The sequence below is a fragment of the Anaerosporobacter sp. genome (assembly GCF_965301125.1).
Window position 1 is genome coordinate 33,426 of record NZ_CBDLAM010000003.1, and the last position, 18,592, is coordinate 52,017.

Below are 18,592 nucleotides of genomic sequence, written 5' to 3' on the forward strand. Positions count from 1 at the left end.
TAAAGAAAAAGCTTGTAAAAACGCAACTTTTTGCTATTAAAATAATAAAAAACACTTAAAAATTGAATAAAAACTAAAAATGTCACATAAAATAGTTAATAACTAATTAATGAATTGTTAAATAATCTACCGTGAAATGAAACAAAAATAACAGTTGCTTAACAATTTTAATTAGCGAATTTTACACTTGATTTTTTGAAACCAAGGGAAGTAGATATCCTATTCTCCAAAATATAGAAGGAGTTATTGACATCAAATTACTAGATGATATAATGCAAATGTGCTTAGGCGGGGCACAAAAAAAATAAGAAAAGAGGTAGTATGCATGCTAAAAATACACTCGTTTCTTCACCGCATAAAGGATAATATGAAATACTCTGGTGTTGAATGCTATAAATCATGTCTTATGATTACAGCATATGCAATGGCAGCAGTTATATTAGTACTTTATGTAGACAGCTCATTTGCTAAAGGCAAAAAGATGCCAGAAGCATACGCGAAAGCAGCATCTGTAACACATGAAGCTTTCGAGGAAGCAAAGGAAGAGACAGCAAAAAAAGCACAACTACAAGCCGAGAATGAAAACGTCAATATATTAGCACAGAACGTGCTAGGAGGAGAAGTCGCAGACAATACAGAAAACTACAGCTTAGAAATCGTAAATCGTACGATTATTGCAGCAGATAAGCGAGCAGCACTTATGGGACAAACCGTAATGAAAGAATTTTCGAGAAGTGTTGCATCAGAGAACGTAGTTGATAAGAATGATAAAGAAGCAGAAGATAGTAAGAGCGAAGATGAACAGGCGGTTGTAGCGAAAAAAGCTACGACAAAGAATCAGGATAGTGAGAAAAAGGATAAGAAAGAGAAGAAAGCAGCTGCAAGCAAAAAGGAAAAAGAAAAAACAGTTCAAACAATAAGTTTAGGATCTGATCAAAAAAAAGTATTACTTAGAATAGTAGAAGCCGAAGCGACAGGCGAAGACATTAAAGGTAAAATGCTAGTAGCTAATGTAATACTGAATCGTGTGAAGAGTAACCAATTCCCTGATACGGTGAAGGAGGTAGTATTCCAAAAAAATGGTGATACGTATCAATTCTCCCCTATTGCAGATGGGAGGTACTGGTCCGTTGATATCTCTAGTTCAACTAGAAAAGCAGTGGAACGAGTATTAAGTGGTGAAGATGAATCACAAGGGGCATTATATTTCTCGGCAAGAAGTAAGGCCAACAAGAGTAACATGAATTGGTTTGATACCCATTTGACATGGTTATTCAAATATGGAGGCCACGAATTTTATAAGTAAGAGAATTACGGTAAGGAATAGTATCCTTACCGTTTTCTCATATTTAGCACTTTACTGTGATAGCGCGATATGTTATAATGCAGTTTAAGTATGATGTGTATCATAGCGACAGATACCTCGTAACTACATAATTAAGATTAAGAACTACATGGAATTTAAATTCTGTATGTCTTACTATAAAATAATAAGAAAAGGAATGAGCGAAGATGAATCTCTTATACAAAAGTACAAGAAATGAAGATGTAACAGTAACAGCATCAGAGGCAATTTTAAAGGGTTTAGCAGATGATGGAGGGTTATTCGTACCAACTTCCATACCTAAATTAACTATGCCACTTGCCGAATTAGCAAAACTTAGCTATCAAGAAACTGCCTATGAAGTTATGAGATTATTCCTGACTGATTTTACAGATGAAGAATTAAAGAATTGTATTAATAAAGCGTATGATTCAAAGTTTGACACAGAAGAGATCGCACCATTAGTAAAAGCAGATGGAGCATATTATCTTGAATTATTCCATGGATCAACAATTGCATTCAAAGATATGGCGTTATCCATCTTACCACATCTATTAACTACTTCAGCAAGAAAGAATGATGTCAAGAATGATATCGTAATCTTAACAGCTACATCAGGGGATACTGGTAAAGCTGCTTTAGCTGGCTTTGCAGATGTAGAAGGAACTAGGATTATCGTATTCTATCCAAAAGATGGAGTAAGTCCAATTCAAGAAAAACAAATGGTTACTCAAAAAGGTGACAATACATATGTAGTTGGAATCAAAGGAAATTTCGATGATGCTCAAAGTGGTGTAAAAGCCATGTTTAATAATAGAGACCTTGCAAAAACAATGGGTGAAGCTGGTTATCAATTCTCATCAGCAAATTCAATTAACATTGGCCGACTAGTACCACAAATCGTTTATTATGTATATGCTTATAGTCGCTTATTAGCAAATGGTGAGATTACAGATGGAGAAAAGATGAATGTAGTTGTACCTACAGGTAACTTTGGAAACATCTTAGCTGCATACTATGCAAAGAACATGGGATTGCCAATTGGTAAGTTGATCTGTGCATCTAACGATAACAAAGTATTGTATGATTTCTTCAAAACAGGAACTTATGATAGAAATAGAGATTTCATCTTAACAACATCTCCATCTATGGATATCTTAATCTCTAGTAACTTAGAGAGATTGATCTATAAAATAGCTGGAAATGACGCTACAAAGACTAAAGATCTTATGACAGCATTATCAAGTGAGGGTGTATATGATATTACGGATGATATGAAAGCGGAGCTTGCAGATTTCATCGGTGGATATGCAGATGAAGCAAAAACTGCATCAACAATTCATGATTTATATGAAAAAACGGGTTATGTAATTGATACGCATACCGCAGTTGCAGCAGCTGTATATAAAGATTATGTAGAAACTAGTAAAGATGAAACGAAGACAGTAATTGCATCGACAGCTAGTCCATACAAGTTTACCAGAAGTGTAATGGAAGCAATCGATGAAAAATATGCTTCTATGACAGACTTTGAATTAGTAGATGAGCTAAGTACTATTGCTAAAGTAAAAGTACCTCAAGCAATTGAAGATATTAGAAGTGCAAAAGTTCTTCATGATACAGTTTGTGATACTGATAAGATGCAAGACACAGTTGAGACAATTTTGAACTTAACAAAATAGAGATTTGTATTAATTATATTATTATAGAAGAAAGTGGTATGACATAAGAGTTGCAGTATGTTATACCACTTTTTAGTTCTATTTTCGTTAAAATGTTGTTAATTGCCCAGAAATAAAAATAATCCACTTATGACAAATGCGTGACATAAATTTGACACAAAGAAAGTGCATTATATAAGCATGTTGAGGATACAACGAATCACATCTCGAACAGGAATGTTCAATAAGTGTCCTTAACCTGGATATAATCTTTACAAGAAACGAAGGAAAGTTCTTAAAATGAGCGTAGTTGTTGCATTTGGGAACATATTGCAAAATATGACAATAAGTAAAAATATTGGAAAAATACTTGACCTTTATATTGAATATTGTTATAATCAACTTGTTATTGGAAAGATTATATTTCATTGTGTTTTATAGATTGAGGGAACACTTACATATGCAAGTAGATTAATGTTAAATGCACCAATATCTGTGAAACATGGAAAATATAATACTCAACCATATATATTTAAGGAGGAAGAATTAATATGAAGAAGAATTTCGTTAAGAAAACGCTTGCAACTACACTTGCATTAGCAATGGTAGCTACATCAGCGCCAGCAGCGTTAACTGCATCAGCAGCTAAAGCTCCTGCATTAAACAAGAAAGCAAAAACACTTTACATCAATGAGAATGAGATTGGAAGCTCATACAACTTCAATGTAAAGAACACTGTTAAAGGTTCTAAATACAAATGGACTACATCTAACAAATCAGTTGTTAAAGTTAACTCTGCAAACGGTGTTGTAAAAGCTGGTACTAAGACTGGTAAAGCAACAATCACTTGCAAAATTACTTTCAAAACTAAGAAAACTAAAACTTTAAAAGCTACTGTAACAGTTAAAGAAAATGCTACTAAAGTTTGGATCAAGAATGCTCCAGAAACAACTGTAGGTATTGGCGAAAAAGCTTACGATTTCAACAGCTCATTCTCAACAGCTTCAGGTGCTAAAGCAACTGACTACAGAACTTGGGAAATCGATAAAGATAGCAACACAGCTGGTGCAACTATCAATGCTAAAACTGGTGTTGTAGCTACTACTAAAACTGGTGAATTCAAAGTTAGAGTTAGAGCTTACCAAAACAAAGCTAAATTAGCTGCAAACGATACTGTAGATTCAGATTGGTTAACAGTTAAAGTTGTTTCTTCAGTTAAGACTGTAGCTCAATCAGCTACAAGCAAAGTATTAGTTACTTTCGATGATAACATGAAAGAAACTGTAAAAGCTGAAAACTTTACAGTAACTAATAAGAAAACTAATGCTGTAAATGGAGTTAAAGAGATTTCATTCTCTGAGGATGGAAAACAAGTTACAGTAACAACTTATGGTAAATTTGAAGATGCTGGAACATATGTATTAACTTACGGCGGTAAAGATTTCGAGTTCACTACTTCAATCGGTGCTGTTGAAACAATTGAATTAGCAACTACAACAGTTTATCCAAACGAAGCTTAAGAAATCAAATATGTATTAAAGAATGCTAACGGCGTAGATATCACTGATACAGTTGATGCTTCACAAGTTGAATTTACAGAAGTTGAAAACAAGAGTGGTTTCTTCAATTCATCAAACAAAGAACTTACTCTATTTGAAAAAGGTTCTACAGCTAAATTCAAACTTACTTATCATTCACAAAAATATAACACTACTACAGGTGCAGAAGAAGGTAATAAGACTGTAGAAGCTGTTATTACATGTGTTGATAAAACTGCAGCTACTTATGGCACATTTGAGAAATATACACTTGTAAAAGAAAGTGAAACTTCAATTGACTGGGCAAAAGTAACAACTACTACTAAAACACTTAACGTAAACGATGTTAAAAATCTTTTCGTTAAAGCAAAAGATTCTACTGGAAAAGATGCTACTGGTTTGAAATTCAAATCATCAAATGATAATGTAGTATTAGTAGATGATAAAGGCGATTACGCTAAATTAAAAGCAGTTAAAGAAGGAACAGCAAATGTTAACGTATACACAAGTAACGATGTTTATCTTTGGTCTTTACCAGTAGAAGTAAAAGCTGAAGGAAAAGCTTCTTACCTTGTTTTAGACAAAACTAGTGTTAATGTAGCTAAATCTTCATCAGTAGAAACACTAATTAATGTCACAGTTAAGAATCAACATAATGAAACTATGACTGGTGACAATTTATTCGAAGTTACAGCACTTGATGGTGCGCCTTCAATTGTAACTGCAAAAGATGGATCTCTTTCTATTACAGCTACTACAGCTACAGAAGTTGGAAAAACTTACAAATACAAAGTAGCATTAAAAAATGATACTACAAAATATGTTACTTTATCAGTAACAGTTAAAGATGCTGGCGTTGAAACTGGTATTAGTCTACAAGTTTCTAAAACTACACTTGATACTACACTTTCTTCAAGTTCAAAGAAATCTGATTTAGACCTTAACATCAAAGTTGTGACAGTAGACGCTAATGGACTTGCTGTGAAAGATGTTACTAATACTGCAACAATTACAGTTGAAGGACCTTCAGGATTTGACAAACAAACAGTAAAGAATGGTGTATTCAGCGCTTACACTACTTCAGGTACTTCAATTGTTAAAATTCCTACAGGAACATACAAAGTAACTGCTCAATATACTATCAAAGATGCAAGCGGAAAAGACGTTACAAAATATGATGGTAAGACATTTACTATTACAGATTCACAAGCTGCACCTTCAAAAAATGTAACTAAGAAATCATCTTCTGCAACTACTATCGCAGCTGCAATTGCTGATTGTGTTGAAGTTAAGTTAAATGGTGAAGTACTAAACATCGTATCAAGTGATTATGTAGATTTCGGAAATAGCATAAGCGTAAAAAATGTTTATGTTGAACAAAAATTTGCTGATGTTACTCTTCTTCATAAAGTTGCAGTAGGCGAAACTATTACTTACAATAAATAATTGATTTGTTTTAATATCGAAAACGCCCTTTGGTAAATCCAAAGGGCGTTTTTTTAGGTTCATGTATTTTCTATCCCATGTAAACTGAGAAGAGTATATGACTAGAGAATAAGGAAGTGCTTGGACAGTTGCAGAATTTAAGGAAATCGCGTATAATTAGATTAAAAAAATTATGAATGGAGTCTAAAAAATGTCTAATGTTTCACACTCAAAAAAACATAATAAGATAAATAGTCTTTTGATCCCGCTGGCTATTATAATTATTATAGTACCACTTATAGTTTACGAATATAACTTTACACCTTCTATTGCAAATGAAGCGTGGTTTCCAGATGCTAATACAGCCAGTGATTTCTTCTTATTCTATAAAAGTATAATAGTAATTGGAATCGGTTTTTTATTAATGGCGATTTTACTGTATAAGCAATTTGCAAGTAAACAAAAACCATTTACAAATTTCCAATTATGGCAGATTCCTTTAGCAGTCTATGCGATATTTGTTTTGGTAAGCTCCTTTACATCATCTTATAGTGACGTAGCTTGGAACGGTACATATGAACAGTTTGAAACTGCTTTAGTGTTAATAGCATATTGTATCCTGTTATTTTATTCTTATTATATTGTAAAAAAGGAAGACGATATACAAGCAATACTTCGATTTCTATTAATAGGAATTGCACTTATAACATTTATTGGATTACTTCAAGTTTTAGGTCTTGACCCAATAGCAACTACCGTTGGTAAATACTTAATCTCAGCGAATAAATCCAAAGAAGCGATTGATGCAATGCAATTCACATTTGAAAAGAACCGTGTTTATATGACATTGCTAAATCCAAACTATGTTGGGGTATATGCATCTATGCTATTCCCGATAACTATGGGGTTAGTAATTCTTTCAAAAGATAATCGCAAAAGAATATTTAGTGGAATATTAACCATATTACTAGCTGTCGCAGTATTTGGTTCACAGTCGAAAACAGGTCTCATAACCCTTGCTGGTACTAGTGTTTTAGTTATTATCTCTTTACGTAAAAAGATTTTTACGAATAAAAAGATTGCGATAGTTATAGCGGGTGCTTTTGTAGTTCTTATAGCTGGGTTCTTTACAATTAATGCTATGCAAAATAATGCCTACTTAAACAGTATAAAGAACGCATTATCAGTAAAAAACCAAACGCATACTCTTGAATCAATTCAAACGAAACATGATTATGTAGAAATCAAATATAATGGAAAAACAGTACTTCTACGATGTGAATTAGATGAGGAAGGAAAAATTGATTTTAGCGTAACAGACGAAGAGGGTAATAATATTAAAGCTAATTATGATCAAACTACAATGACTTTTACATTAGAAGATGAAAGTTTTAATTCTTTAAGTGTTAAACCAGTTTATTTAAGTGAAGATGGTATCTTCGGTTGCGAAGTTATTATTGATAATAATACCTGGTATTTTAAAAGCAAAACAGAGACAGAAGGTTATAGTTATATGAATAAGTATGGACGATTTGATCAAATTAAGGATCAAGATTCTAGCTTATTAACAAACTATGGTCAATTATTCACTGGTAGAGGTTACTTATGGTCTAGAACAATACCGTTATTAAAAGACTATATTCTAGTAGGAGAAGGACCTAGTACATTCGTATATGTATTCCCACAGAATGACTACGTAGGTAAATACAATAACGGCTTCGATTCTCAGATTGTTACGAAACCACATAATTTATACCTTCAGATGGCTGTTGAGACAGGCGTAATATCTTCAATCGCATTTATCGTATTATGCTTAATGTTTATTATTCAAAGCATCATGACATATCGTAAGTCAGCATTAGATAACTTAATAGAGCAAACTGGCGTATTAATCTGTGTTGCCGTAATTGGCTATATGGTATCTGGTCTTATTAATGACTCGAATGTTGGTGTCGCACCTATATTCTGGATTTTACTAGGTGTTGGATTTGCATGTAATAGAATTATTAAGGAAACACGAGAACGTAAGAAAAAATTAGAATCTTTATAAGGATTTATTATAATTAGTTAACATAAAACTTCTATCAGCAATAGAAAACACTTTGCTGATGGAAGTTTTTGTTTTACATTCCTATACTAATTGCTGTATCACCTTTATACTGGGCATTAATTGGCATCAGGTTAGGTATGATTGAATAATAAAGAAAAATGGATAAAAGGCAAAAATACAAGCTTACAGATACAACACCTATAACCTAATACCTCCGCTTACTTGTGTTGTACTAACCAAATTAAAAAAATATCCCCTAGACAGAGGAATTATTCTTGTCTAGGGGATATTCATTTACTCGCAAATAATTAAAATTATTGACTTTAATTATTTGATTGTAATAGTTTTACCAACTGTTACAGTGTGTTCGTAGTAGTTAGCACCGAATTGTTCTTTAACTGTTACAGTTTTAACGTATACAGAAGAACCATTATCTGTGTAGTCTACAGCAACGATTCCAACACCGTCAGCAACTTTTAATTCTTTACCAGCAGCGTTTTTAACTGTTGAATTTTCTTGCATAGCAGCTAATACAACTGATCCAGTTACAGTTCCAGCGTAAGTAGCCTTGTTAAGAGTTACTGTTGGAGCTACTTGAGAATCACTTACAACGATTGCAGTTTTAGCGATAGTTTTTCCATCTTTTTCAGCAGTAATTGTGTAAGTACCTTTTGCTAACTTAGTGATAGTTCCGTTAGAAACTGTTACATAGTCAAAGCTAAAGTTGTCTTGATAAGTTTCTTTGTAGTTGTTTGGTCCAGTTACAGTGATTGTAGCTTTAGAGTGTTCAACTGGAAGACCAGAAGCGTATCCAACTACTTTAACAGCTACAGATTTAGTTTCAGTTGTATCTTCATCAACTACAGTGTCTACAGTGTTTGTAGATAAGTCTAATTTATAAGAGTTAACAGCTGTATTAGGGTTTTCTTTAACAACTACTGTTAATACAGTAAGTTTGTTAGCATCGCTAGTTAAGGCTACTTTGTATTGGTAAGTACCTGCATCAGCAGTTCTAGCATCTACAGAAATCTTATTTGCATCTGTTGCATCAATGTCAACAACAGGTCCGTTTGTATATGTTTTAACAGCTTCTGGTTTAGAGAAGTTTCCTACTACTGCAAAATCATCACCATGTTGATCTTTGATTTTAACTTCAATTGTATCTGTAGCGATATCAGTACCAGTTACTAATGTAGTTGAGCTCTTAGCTAATGTGATAGTGTTAGCTTTTCTTTCAGCTTTGATTACTACTGGTAAAGTCCAAAGAACAGAACCTTTTTCATTCTTAACAACTACTACAGTTGATCCTTCTTTAACAGCTTTTAATACAGCGTGATCACCATTTGTAGTTACTAATAAGATGTTATCGTTACCTGATTCAAAAGTAAGACCAGTTACATCATTTTTTTCTGAATCAAGAGCTTTTAAGTATAAGTTCTTTTCTTCACCAACAGCGATTACATTTTTATTTTCAGTTACTTTATCCCAGTTAGGTGCTTTATCAGCGATAACATAGTTTTTGTATGCACCGATTGTAGCTGCAGTTTCTTCAATTGCAGTAATAGTAGCTTCTACAGATACAGCGCCTTCTTCCTTACCAGCTGTGTCATATTTGTAAGTGTGGTAAGTAACTTTTAACTTAGCTACGCTTCCTTTGTTGAAGATAGTAAGTTTTCCGTCAGTTGTGTTATACCAACCATCTTTATTTTCAACTTCTTCGATAGTTACAGAAGATTTTTTAGCGTCAGTGATATCTACACCGTTAGCATTTCTTAATACATATTCAATTTCAGTAGCTTTGTTTTCAACTACTGTAGTAGTTTTAACTTCGATTGTTGCAACTTCACCAATTGAAGTAGTGAAATCGAATTCTTTATCTCCATATGTTAATACATAAGTTGCTCCATCAGCGTATGTTGCATAAGTCTCAACAGTAACAACTTTACCGTCTTCAGAGAATTCAATTCCTTTAACAGCAGAAACTACATTAGTAGCTTTGTTCTTGATTGAGAAGTTTTCAGCTTTAACTGTATCTTTCATGTTATCATCGAAAGTTACAGCAACTTTAGTTGTAGCTGTTTGAGCAACTGATTTTACAGCTGGAACAACTTTGATAGTCATCCATTCTGAATCTACTGTATCGTTAGCTGCTAACTTAGTTTTGTTTTGGTAAGCTCTTACTCTAACTTTGAATTCACCAGCTTTAGTAGTTGATACTACACCATCTTTTTTACCGATTGTAGCACCAGCAGTGTTGCTAGCTTCATCGATTTCCCACATTCTGTAGTCAGTTGCTTTTGCACCTGAAGCAGTTGAGAATGAACTGTTGAAATCGAATACATTTTCGCCAATTCCTACAGTATTGTTTTCTGGAGCATTCTTAGCCCAAACTTTTGTAGCGTTTTCTTTAACTGTTACAGTAGCTTTTAAAGTTTTAGTTTTCTTAGTTGGTAAAGTGATTTTACAAGAGATTGTAGCTTCACCAGTTTTAGTACCAGCTTTAGTTAAACCTTTTGAGTTAACTGTAGCAATAGCTTTGTTTGAAGTAGTCCATTTGTATTTAGAACCCTTAACTTTGTTACTGATGTTGAAATCGAATTTGCTACCGATTTCATTATCATTAATATAAATTGTTTTAGATGTTCTGTTGAATGCAGGTGCTTTAGCTGCAGATGCAGTAGTGAAAGCTCCTGGCATTGCTGTTGCTACCATTGCTAATGCAAGTGTAGATGCAAGACTTTTCTTTACGAAATTCTTTTTCATGTTCTTTCTTCCTCCTAACTTTTGCATAAGTAACTTAAATAGTATAATTATGTAAGTTACTCAATTACATTTACATAGTTGCTTCGAATGTTCGATACTAACGCAGAATAATCCCCTTTAAAAATTGGTGTCAAACACAATCAATTTTATTTTCATAGACTCTATAAATACTAGGTTTTAAGGAGCTTTTTGGAGATATTTTTCTTTAATTAGATGGTCCCGAAACATTATGAAATATTATCTTTCAAAATGCTTAGATTTGGAGTTGAAAACCCTTGTTATATAAGGGGTTGCAAGATTGGTGATTTCGATAAAAAATTGGTAATTACACCAATTTTACACCACTTGCATTAGAAACACTTGACTTTAGTTAAATAAGTGATATAGTTTTTCCATCTCATGAACCTTAACATCTTGCGTAACATGTGTGTATAGGTTCATGGTTAGATTAATATTGCTATGCCCTAATAGTTCTTGTACTGTCTTTGGTGCAAGGCCATTTTCAAAGGCTCTTGTAGCAAAAGAGTGCCTAAGTGTATGAGGCGTAATCTTTACAAAGGGAACTGGATCGCGTTTTTCATATAAGGCTTGATGATATTCCAATCGATTGATTTTATCTGTAATAGTATTCAAACATTTAACCACATAAACTTCTTGAATAGGAGTGCCATTCTTAGTTGTAAAAACTAAGTTGTCCATATTTGTAAGTGGTGTCCAGAAAGGACCTCTAGCGATTTGGAGTACATGTTGGTACTTCTGTTGTTCTTTAAGTAAGATAGCAAGAGAAGGTATTAATGGTATGGTTCGTTTACTGGAGCGACTTTTAGGTGTTTGGAATTGAAAACAAAAGTGTCCAGTTTGGCGATCTTTCATATACAAAAGTGTTCGAAAGATTGAAATTGTTGAAGTCTTAAAATCAATATCCTCCCACTTGAGGCCAAGAAGTTCGCCAATACGTAGTCCTGTACCTAACGCAACCTTTAACAAAGGTTCATAATAATTGCCACGGATATTCTCTAAGAAAATCTCTTGTTCTGTGGCTGTTAATACGCGGGGCTCTTTCTTTTCTTCTCTTGGTATCTCAGCACTGACACATGGATTTTTTACTAAGATGTCATTCTTAAGAGCCAATTTGAAGATATTGAATAAAACTGCGTGGACAATTTGTATGGTTCCTACACTTAAACCGCTTTTTTGTAAGTCGTTATAAAGTTTTTGAATGTGTATTGTACGAATATCCTGTAGCTTATAATTACCCAGAGCATCTGTGATGTAACGTTCGTAGCTAGTCGTATATAATAGAAGTGTTGAGTTTTTAACAACTACACTTTTGTATTCTTCTAACCAAGTCTGATACCAACTGTTCAGCGTAATCTGACCTCCAGTACAGTAATATCCGTGTTCAGCTTCATATTTGGCATCTGCTAGACGCTTCTTCAGTAAACGTAAATTCTTATCATAAAGCGTGTAGCGCTTGCCATTAATGGTAAATCTGCCTTGATAACGTCCATCTTTTCTCCTTGTAATTCCTGGAGGGAGTTTTTGCTTTGTAGTAGTAGCTAGTTGTGTATCCGTCTGTAATTGTATACATTCTTCGGACATGTTGTATTACCTCCAATTAATAAAAATAATAGTAAATGTAATGTTATCATGCCCAATTCTGTGAAATTTATAGAAAACATAGGAGTACAATCTACCATAAAATGGTTGGAATTACAATGGGAAAAAAGTGACACCAATTGTGACACCAAGAATGAAACTTAATGGATTATTTATTGTTTCTGTACCAATCTTTCTGTATAATAAAATTGCATACATATAATTATAGGGAGTAAAAATACATAAAGTAAAATATGAGGAGGACAGTATGTTAACAATTAATCAACTTTCAAAGAAATTTGGAAAATTACTTGCAGTAGATCAGATAGATCTAACTATACCAGATGGAACTGTGGGAATTCTTCTTGGTCCCAATGGAGCTGGTAAATCTACAGTTATTAAAAGCATAGCAGGATTATTAAGATATAATGGGAATATCACAATTCAGAACCTGCCTGCTCGTACGGTAAAAGCAAAGAAATTGTTCGCCTACGTTCCAGAATTTCCAGCATTATATGATAACCTAACAGTAAGAGAACATCTTACATTCATCTGCAAGGCATATGGTGTGCAAGACGAAGTTGATTACATCGATTATCTGTTAAACCGATTTGAATTATTTGATAAGCAAGATAAATTAGGCAATGAATTATCTAAGGGTATGATGCAAAAAGTAAGTATCTGCTGTGCATTAGCCACTAAACCTAAAGTGATATTGTTTGATGAGCCAATGGTTGGTCTTGATCCCAAGGCAATTAAGGAATTAAAGGATGTCATACTAGAATTAAAAGAAGATGGTGTTACCGTACTTCTCAGTACACATATGCTTGAGATGGTAAAAGAACTATGGGATGTTATGTTTGTTATGAATAAAGGGAAAATACTTGTTACATATACGAGAGAACAAGCGAAACATCAAGATATTGAAGAATTATTCTTCCAAGTGACAGGTGGTGAAGAGTAATGGAGGCTATTAAATACCTATATAAGACTTCCTTTAAAAATCAATTGAAGAAATCAGTGAAGAAACCAGTAACGGTAATTTATTGCATACTTACCATAGCATATCTAGTATGGATGTATCACGTATTCCAAGACATAGTAATTAAGATGAAGATTGATACACCAGAAGGACTTGTTACGGTGTTATCAGTAGTTGCATTATTCTTTCTGCCAGGAAATCTTATAACATTCGCAAAACGCAAAGGACTTATTTTTAGAAAAAGTGATGTGCATCTATTATTTGCATCACCGGTAACGCCTAAATCCATTTTAGTTTATGCATACCTTAAAAATATAATTATGAGCATTGTTTTTGGCATCATTCTTATACCAATCGGAATCCTTTGGTTTCACGTACCAGTATATAAGGTGCTCTTGTATTTCTTAGTGAGTTCTGTTGTGGAGAATGTACTAGAAATTAGTTTAATGGTAATTCTGTATGGTAATGAAAGTTTGAGTAAGAGAACCTTGAATATATTTAGAAAGGTTTTGTTATTGTTTATTGTGGCAATTGGAGTAATCGGTGTCTATCTATACTTTGATTATGATAAGAGTTTAGCGTTCGTTGGCTCATTTCTAAGCAATCCATATCTGCAGATGGTTCCGATTATTGGTTGGAGTATTGCTTGTTATCGATTACTATTCCTAGGGGCAACAACACTCAACATAATCTGTACTTGTCTATATCTAATATCGGCGGTCTTGTTGTTTATTATTGCATACCGTATGTCGTGTACAGGATTGTATTACCAAGATGCGATGAAATTCGCAGATGACTATGAAGAAGCAAGAAAGCGTGGTCAGAAAGGTGAAGTTGCAATTGTTGGTGGAAAGAAGGCAAAATTAAAGGCAGCCACAATAGAATACAAGGGAAATTATGCGAAGGCAATCTTTTATAGGCAAATTCTTGAGTATAAGAAGAAGCGTTTCTTTATCTTTGGTGCATATAACCTGCTATGCCTTGGGATTGGAATTGTAATTGCTTATTTGTCAAAGGATATGAAAGTTAGAGACTATGCAATCTTTATTGCAGCTGGTGCAGGTGCTTACTGCACATTTATCTTCTCAGGATTTGCAACGAAATGGTCAAAAGAGCTGGGAAAACCATATACGTATCTAATACCAGATTCCCCATTAAAGAAGTTATGGTATGCAACAGTTATCGAACATATTAGAGCAATTATAGATGGTTTACTAATTGTATTACCTGTAGCAATCGTTACTAAGATGAATATAGTAGCAGTAATCTTAAGTGTATTCTGTTATGTATGTTTACAAGCCAACAAGCTCTATCTAACTGTATTAAGCGAGGCATTGTTAGGTGTTACCGTTGGAGAAGTGGGAAAGCAATGGCTACGTATGTTTGGAATGTCTATATGTATTGCAGCAGCTATATTCGCAGCGGTAATATTAGAAAAATTCGCTGGTCTAGAAGTGGCGTTTCTAGGAATGATTATAGTGGAGGTTGTGATTACAGCAATCATTGCGGTAGCGGCCTCTGTATTATTTAAGAAAATGGAGACGTAGAGAATAAAATAGTAGTAATTAATTGACGAAGATATAATAATGTTGTAAAATTAAAAAAGATAAAATTGAGGGAAATAGTAGGATTAGCTGAGGTAATACTAGTTAATTCTACTTTTCTATGTGAAGATTGGATAGGATTTCAGGAAGGAAATAAGCTTATGATTTATAGACATCATATCAAACGTGTTTTGGACATTATTATAGCAGCGTTAGCAATAGTAGTGTTATCATGGCTTTTTATTATACTTGCGATTATTATCAAATGCACTTCTAAAGGGCCGATATTCTTCAAACAAAAACGTGTTGGTAAAGATAAATCATACTTTAATATATTGAAGTTCCGTACTATGAGAACGGACACACCGAAAGATGTACCAACACATCTACTAACTGATCCAGAGAAATACATAACACCGATTGGTCGATTCTTACGTAAAACAAGTCTAGATGAATTACCACAACTTTTCAATATCTTTATAGGTGATATGGCTATTGTTGGGCCAAGACCTGCACTCTGGAATCAGGAAGATTTAATAACGGAAAGAGATTTATATAGAGCAAATGCGGTGCGTCCTGGGTTAACGGGATTAGCTCAGGTTAGTGGCAGAGATGAACTTCCGATTCCTGTTAAAGCAAGGTATGATGGGGAATATGTGGATAATATTACTTTCGTTAAGGACTTCATGTTGATACTTCGTACGATTGGTTCTGTAGTGAAGCATGATGGAGTTAAGGAAGGCGGAACTGGTGTTGTTAACGAACAAAAAGATCAAAGTAGAGAATCTGATTTAGTGATGCAGGAATATGCTGTGACGAAAGACGATGCGGATTCTATATAGAAAGAGTATAATCCATGAAAAAGATATTGATCATAGGTGCCAATAGTTATATTGGTAATGAATTTGAAAAATATGTACGAAATAAGAATGTGAATCTTAGTGAAGTACAGTCAAAGAATGAGATACTTATCGAAAAGGTACATGCATCTAATGGTGATTGGAAGTGTTTGAATTATGAAGGGTATGATGTGGTACTTCTAGTAGCTGCTATCGTGCATCAAAAAGAAACTGTTAGTATGGCAGAGTTATATCATGAGGTTAATTGTAATATGCCAGTAGAAATTGCAGGAAAAGCAAAACAAGCAGGAGTCAAACAATTGGTCTTTATGAGTACTGCTGCTGTGTATGGATCTTCAATTACCCATATTACTAAAGATACGGTACCAAATCCAGATACGCTATATGGTAAGTCGAAACTAGCGGCAGAAATGAAGCTGAAAGAGATGGAAACAGAAGAATTCCGTGTAGCAATTGTTCGACCGCCTATGGTATATGGCGAAGGTTGCAAAGGAAATTATACAAGATTAGTTAAACTCGCTACATATAATCCGATTTATCCTAAGATTCATAATAGGAGGAGTGTGATACATATAGAGCAACTCTGTTCATATATAGAGGGAATTATTGAGAATGAAAGTAGCGGGATATATTTACCTCAAAATAAAGAGTATTCGGACACAATTATGACAATAAAACAAATTAGAATGGCTCAAGGAAAAAGAACGATTTTTGTACCAGGGACTGCTTGGTTGGTGAAATGTGTGATGAAGCGTGCCTCGGTGGTAAGGAAGATGTTTGGGGATTGGTATTATGAGTGAGAAGAAGAAAGCCTTATTAGTTACTACGATAAGTGGATTTGTACCACAATTTGAGATGAACAATGTGAAGATATTACAGGATATGGGCTATGAGGTTCATTATGCAGCAAATTATAATACTCCAGTATATACAGATAATAATGATCGATTAAACGGAACGGGAATAGTAAGACATCAAGTTGATTTTATTAGATCCCCCTTTAGACTTATAAAAAATATTAAAGCTTATAGGCAATTAAAAGAAGTAATGAAGAAAGATCAATACGATTTAGTACATTGTCATACACCTATGGGTGGAGTTATTGGTAGAATTGCCGCGAAACAAGCTGAAATCCCATATATTATATATACAGCTCATGGATTCCACTTTTTTAAAGGTGCTCCTTTAATAAATTGGCTGTTTTTTTATCCGGTTGAAAGGATGTTAGCAAGAGTAACTGATGTATTGATTACTATAAATAAGGAAGATTATAAAATTGCACAGAAATTTCATATGCATAATAAAGGTTTAATAAAATTAACACCGGGAGTGGGTATAGATACAGAAATAAAAAAAACAGAATTAACAGAAAATCTAAAAAGCTCGTTAGGAATTGATAATGAGAGCTATATAGTTACTAGCGTCGGTGAATTAACTAAGCGTAAAAATCATCAAGTTATAGTTAAAGCTATGGAAATAGTGGTTAAGGAAAGGCCTGATATTGTATATCTGATTTGTGGCTCGGGTGAATTAGAATATAGTTTAATGAGATTAGTTGATAAACTGAATTTAAAAAAGAATGTAAAATTCTTGGGGTACCGAACTGACGTTGAAGAGATACTAAGTATATCTGATTGTTTTATCTTCCCTTCTTTACAAGAAGGATTGCCAGTTGCAATACTTGAAGCTATGGTAAGTGGACTTCCGATTATTTGTTCCGATATTCGAGGTAATAGAGATTTAATTAAGGATGGAGAAAGTGGTTATGTTATTGAACACCAATCTATTAAGAAATATGCTGAATGTATAATTAAGATTTTTAGTGATACTAAAAATGCAAAATATTTTGGTAATTATAATAAAGCTAGAGTTAAGAAATATGATAGAAGGGTTGTAGAGCAGATAATGATGGAAGTATACATGAAGAATTTAAGATATTAGATGATTATATAATTACAAATCATGATCAAATGATGATTATGTTTGTTAATAAGGAGTTTGTTGATAATGATATTGATGATGAGAGATTAAATGGGAAAAACAAAAAAAAAGGTACTTGTTTTATTATCTACATATAATGGTGAACAGTATATCATAGAACAACTGGATAGCATTATGAATCAAAGTTATCCTAATATTGAAGTCTTGGTTAGAGATGATGGTTCAAGTGATAATACGGTTAGCATTATTAAAGAATATATAAAATCACATAATCGTGTTAGATTATATTGTGGAACTAATTTGGGTGTACAAGGAAGCTTTTTTGACTTACTAAAAAAAGCCCCGATAGATAGAGATTACTACGCATTTTGTGATCAAGATGATGTATGGCTAGAAGAAAAAGTGGAGAAGGCCGTGACTATTTTAGAACAGTATGATAGAGATTTTGGTTTTAATGAACCAAAGCTTTATTGTTCGAAAGTACAATGTGTAAATAATGAATTACAACCTATATCTACAGGTATTTCATATAAAAGAGTCAGAATTTCATTAGGGAATGCGCTTGTAGAAAATATGTGTATCGGTTGTACTAGTATGTTAAACCAAGCGTTAGTTTTGAAGATACTCCATGATCTACCGTCGTTCTCAATAATGCATGATTTTTGGATTTACTTGGTTGCATCAACTTTTGGAAGAGTAATTTATGATGATAATGCCTACATCTTATATCGACAGCATGAAAATAATGTAGTAGGAATGTCTTCTACTAAGTATAAAAACTATTTAAGAAGAATTCATAATTATAGAAAACATCAAGGTCAATTGACTAAGCAGGCGCAAGAATTCTTAGATCTGTACGATGATATACCTAATGAAAAAGTGGAGCTAATTAAATTGTTGTTAAG

The 18,592-nt window shown here is 33.4% G+C and carries 13 protein-coding genes; 11 read left to right on the forward strand and 2 right to left on the reverse strand.

From position 1 onward, the window contains the following. Positions 1–325 precede the first annotated feature (325 nt). The 5 genes from ACW2QF_RS00705 (at position 326) to ACW2QF_RS00725 (ending at position 7,998) form a co-directional block, all read left to right on the forward strand. Complete coding sequence (locus ACW2QF_RS00705) at positions 326–1,306, forward strand: cell wall hydrolase (RefSeq protein ID WP_455714066.1); 981 nt, start codon at positions 326–328, stop codon at positions 1,304–1,306. Between the two features lie 206 nt (positions 1,307–1,512). Further along, a complete protein-coding gene (gene thrC, locus ACW2QF_RS00710) occupies positions 1,513–3,006 on the forward strand; it encodes a threonine synthase (protein WP_455714067.1) in 1,494 nt (497 codons plus the stop codon). A 530-nt stretch (positions 3,007–3,536) separates the two neighbouring features. Further along, a complete protein-coding gene (locus ACW2QF_RS00715) occupies positions 3,537–4,505 on the forward strand; it encodes a hypothetical protein (RefSeq protein ID WP_455714068.1) in 969 nt (322 codons plus the stop codon). 417 nt (positions 4,506–4,922) lie between these two features. Further along, positions 4,923–5,969 (forward strand): hypothetical protein, encoded by a 1,047-nt coding sequence (locus ACW2QF_RS00720; RefSeq protein WP_455714069.1) that lies wholly within the window; start codon positions 4,923–4,925, stop codon positions 5,967–5,969. 190 nt (positions 5,970–6,159) lie between these two features. Next, a complete protein-coding gene (locus tag ACW2QF_RS00725) occupies positions 6,160–7,998 on the forward strand; it encodes an O-antigen ligase family protein (protein ID WP_455714070.1) in 1,839 nt (612 codons plus the stop codon). A gap of 327 nt (positions 7,999–8,325) precedes the next feature. On the opposite strand, the gene ACW2QF_RS00730 is transcribed toward ACW2QF_RS00725, so the two are convergent. Continuing rightward, on the reverse strand, positions 8,326–10,761 hold the full coding sequence (locus ACW2QF_RS00730; RefSeq protein WP_455714071.1) for a hypothetical protein: 2,436 nt from the start codon (positions 10,759–10,761) through the stop codon (positions 8,326–8,328). A gap of 366 nt (positions 10,762–11,127) precedes the next feature. After that, entirely contained in the window at positions 11,128–12,363 is a 1,236-nt protein-coding gene (locus ACW2QF_RS00735) for a tyrosine-type recombinase/integrase (RefSeq protein ID WP_455714072.1), read from the reverse strand. Positions 12,364–12,628: 265 nt separating this feature from the next. Here ACW2QF_RS00735 and ACW2QF_RS00740 point away from each other — a divergent pair, with 265 nt between their 5' ends. From ACW2QF_RS00740 to ACW2QF_RS00765, 6 genes are all read left to right on the forward strand, one after another. Beyond that, complete coding sequence (locus ACW2QF_RS00740; protein WP_455714073.1) at positions 12,629–13,324, forward strand: ABC transporter ATP-binding protein; 696 nt, start codon at positions 12,629–12,631, stop codon at positions 13,322–13,324. Beyond that, positions 13,324–14,889 (forward strand): putative ABC exporter domain-containing protein, encoded by a 1,566-nt coding sequence (locus tag ACW2QF_RS00745; RefSeq protein WP_455714074.1) that lies wholly within the window; start codon positions 13,324–13,326, stop codon positions 14,887–14,889. Before ACW2QF_RS00740 ends, ACW2QF_RS00745 begins: the two co-directional genes overlap by 1 nt. A 158-nt stretch (positions 14,890–15,047) precedes the next feature. Then, positions 15,048–15,728, forward strand: a complete 681-nt coding sequence (locus tag ACW2QF_RS00750) for a sugar transferase (RefSeq protein WP_455714075.1) — start codon at positions 15,048–15,050, stop codon at positions 15,726–15,728. Positions 15,729–15,742: 14 nt separating this feature from the next. Further along, positions 15,743–16,546, forward strand: coding sequence for an NAD-dependent epimerase/dehydratase family protein (locus ACW2QF_RS00755; RefSeq protein WP_455714076.1), 804 nt, complete (start codon positions 15,743–15,745; stop codon positions 16,544–16,546). Then, positions 16,539–17,687, forward strand: a complete 1,149-nt coding sequence (locus ACW2QF_RS00760) for a glycosyltransferase family 4 protein (RefSeq protein ID WP_455714077.1) — start codon at positions 16,539–16,541, stop codon at positions 17,685–17,687. The genes ACW2QF_RS00755 and ACW2QF_RS00760 overlap by 8 nt, the downstream gene beginning before the upstream one ends. Positions 17,688–17,777: 90 nt before the next feature. Then, the coding region (locus tag ACW2QF_RS00765; RefSeq protein WP_455714078.1) for a glycosyltransferase family 2 protein at positions 17,778–18,592 on the forward strand (815 nt) is incomplete at its 3' end.

What these genes read in the sequence shown, in the direction of transcription:
- ACW2QF_RS00755 (WP_455714076.1), top strand. Translation starts at nt 15,743, where the DNA reads ATGAAAAAGATATTGATCATAGGTGCCAATAGTTATATTGGTAATGAA.
- ACW2QF_RS00735 (WP_455714072.1), bottom strand. Translation starts at nt 12,363, where the DNA reads ATGTCCGAAGAATGTATACAATTACAGACGGATACACAACTAGCTACT.
- ACW2QF_RS00715 (WP_455714068.1), top strand. Translation starts at nt 3,537, where the DNA reads ATGAAGAAGAATTTCGTTAAGAAAACGCTTGCAACTACACTTGCATTA.
- ACW2QF_RS00730 (WP_455714071.1), bottom strand. Translation starts at nt 10,761, where the DNA reads ATGAAAAAGAATTTCGTAAAGAAAAGTCTTGCATCTACACTTGCATTA.
- ACW2QF_RS00760 (WP_455714077.1), top strand. Translation starts at nt 16,539, where the DNA reads ATGAGTGAGAAGAAGAAAGCCTTATTAGTTACTACGATAAGTGGATTT.
- ACW2QF_RS00750 (WP_455714075.1), top strand. Translation starts at nt 15,048, where the DNA reads ATGATTTATAGACATCATATCAAACGTGTTTTGGACATTATTATAGCA.
- ACW2QF_RS00740 (WP_455714073.1), top strand. Translation starts at nt 12,629, where the DNA reads ATGTTAACAATTAATCAACTTTCAAAGAAATTTGGAAAATTACTTGCA.
- thrC (WP_455714067.1), top strand. Translation starts at nt 1,513, where the DNA reads ATGAATCTCTTATACAAAAGTACAAGAAATGAAGATGTAACAGTAACA.
- ACW2QF_RS00725 (WP_455714070.1), top strand. Translation starts at nt 6,160, where the DNA reads ATGTCTAATGTTTCACACTCAAAAAAACATAATAAGATAAATAGTCTT.
- ACW2QF_RS00745 (WP_455714074.1), top strand. Translation starts at nt 13,324, where the DNA reads ATGGAGGCTATTAAATACCTATATAAGACTTCCTTTAAAAATCAATTG.
- ACW2QF_RS00705 (WP_455714066.1), top strand. Translation starts at nt 326, where the DNA reads ATGCTAAAAATACACTCGTTTCTTCACCGCATAAAGGATAATATGAAA.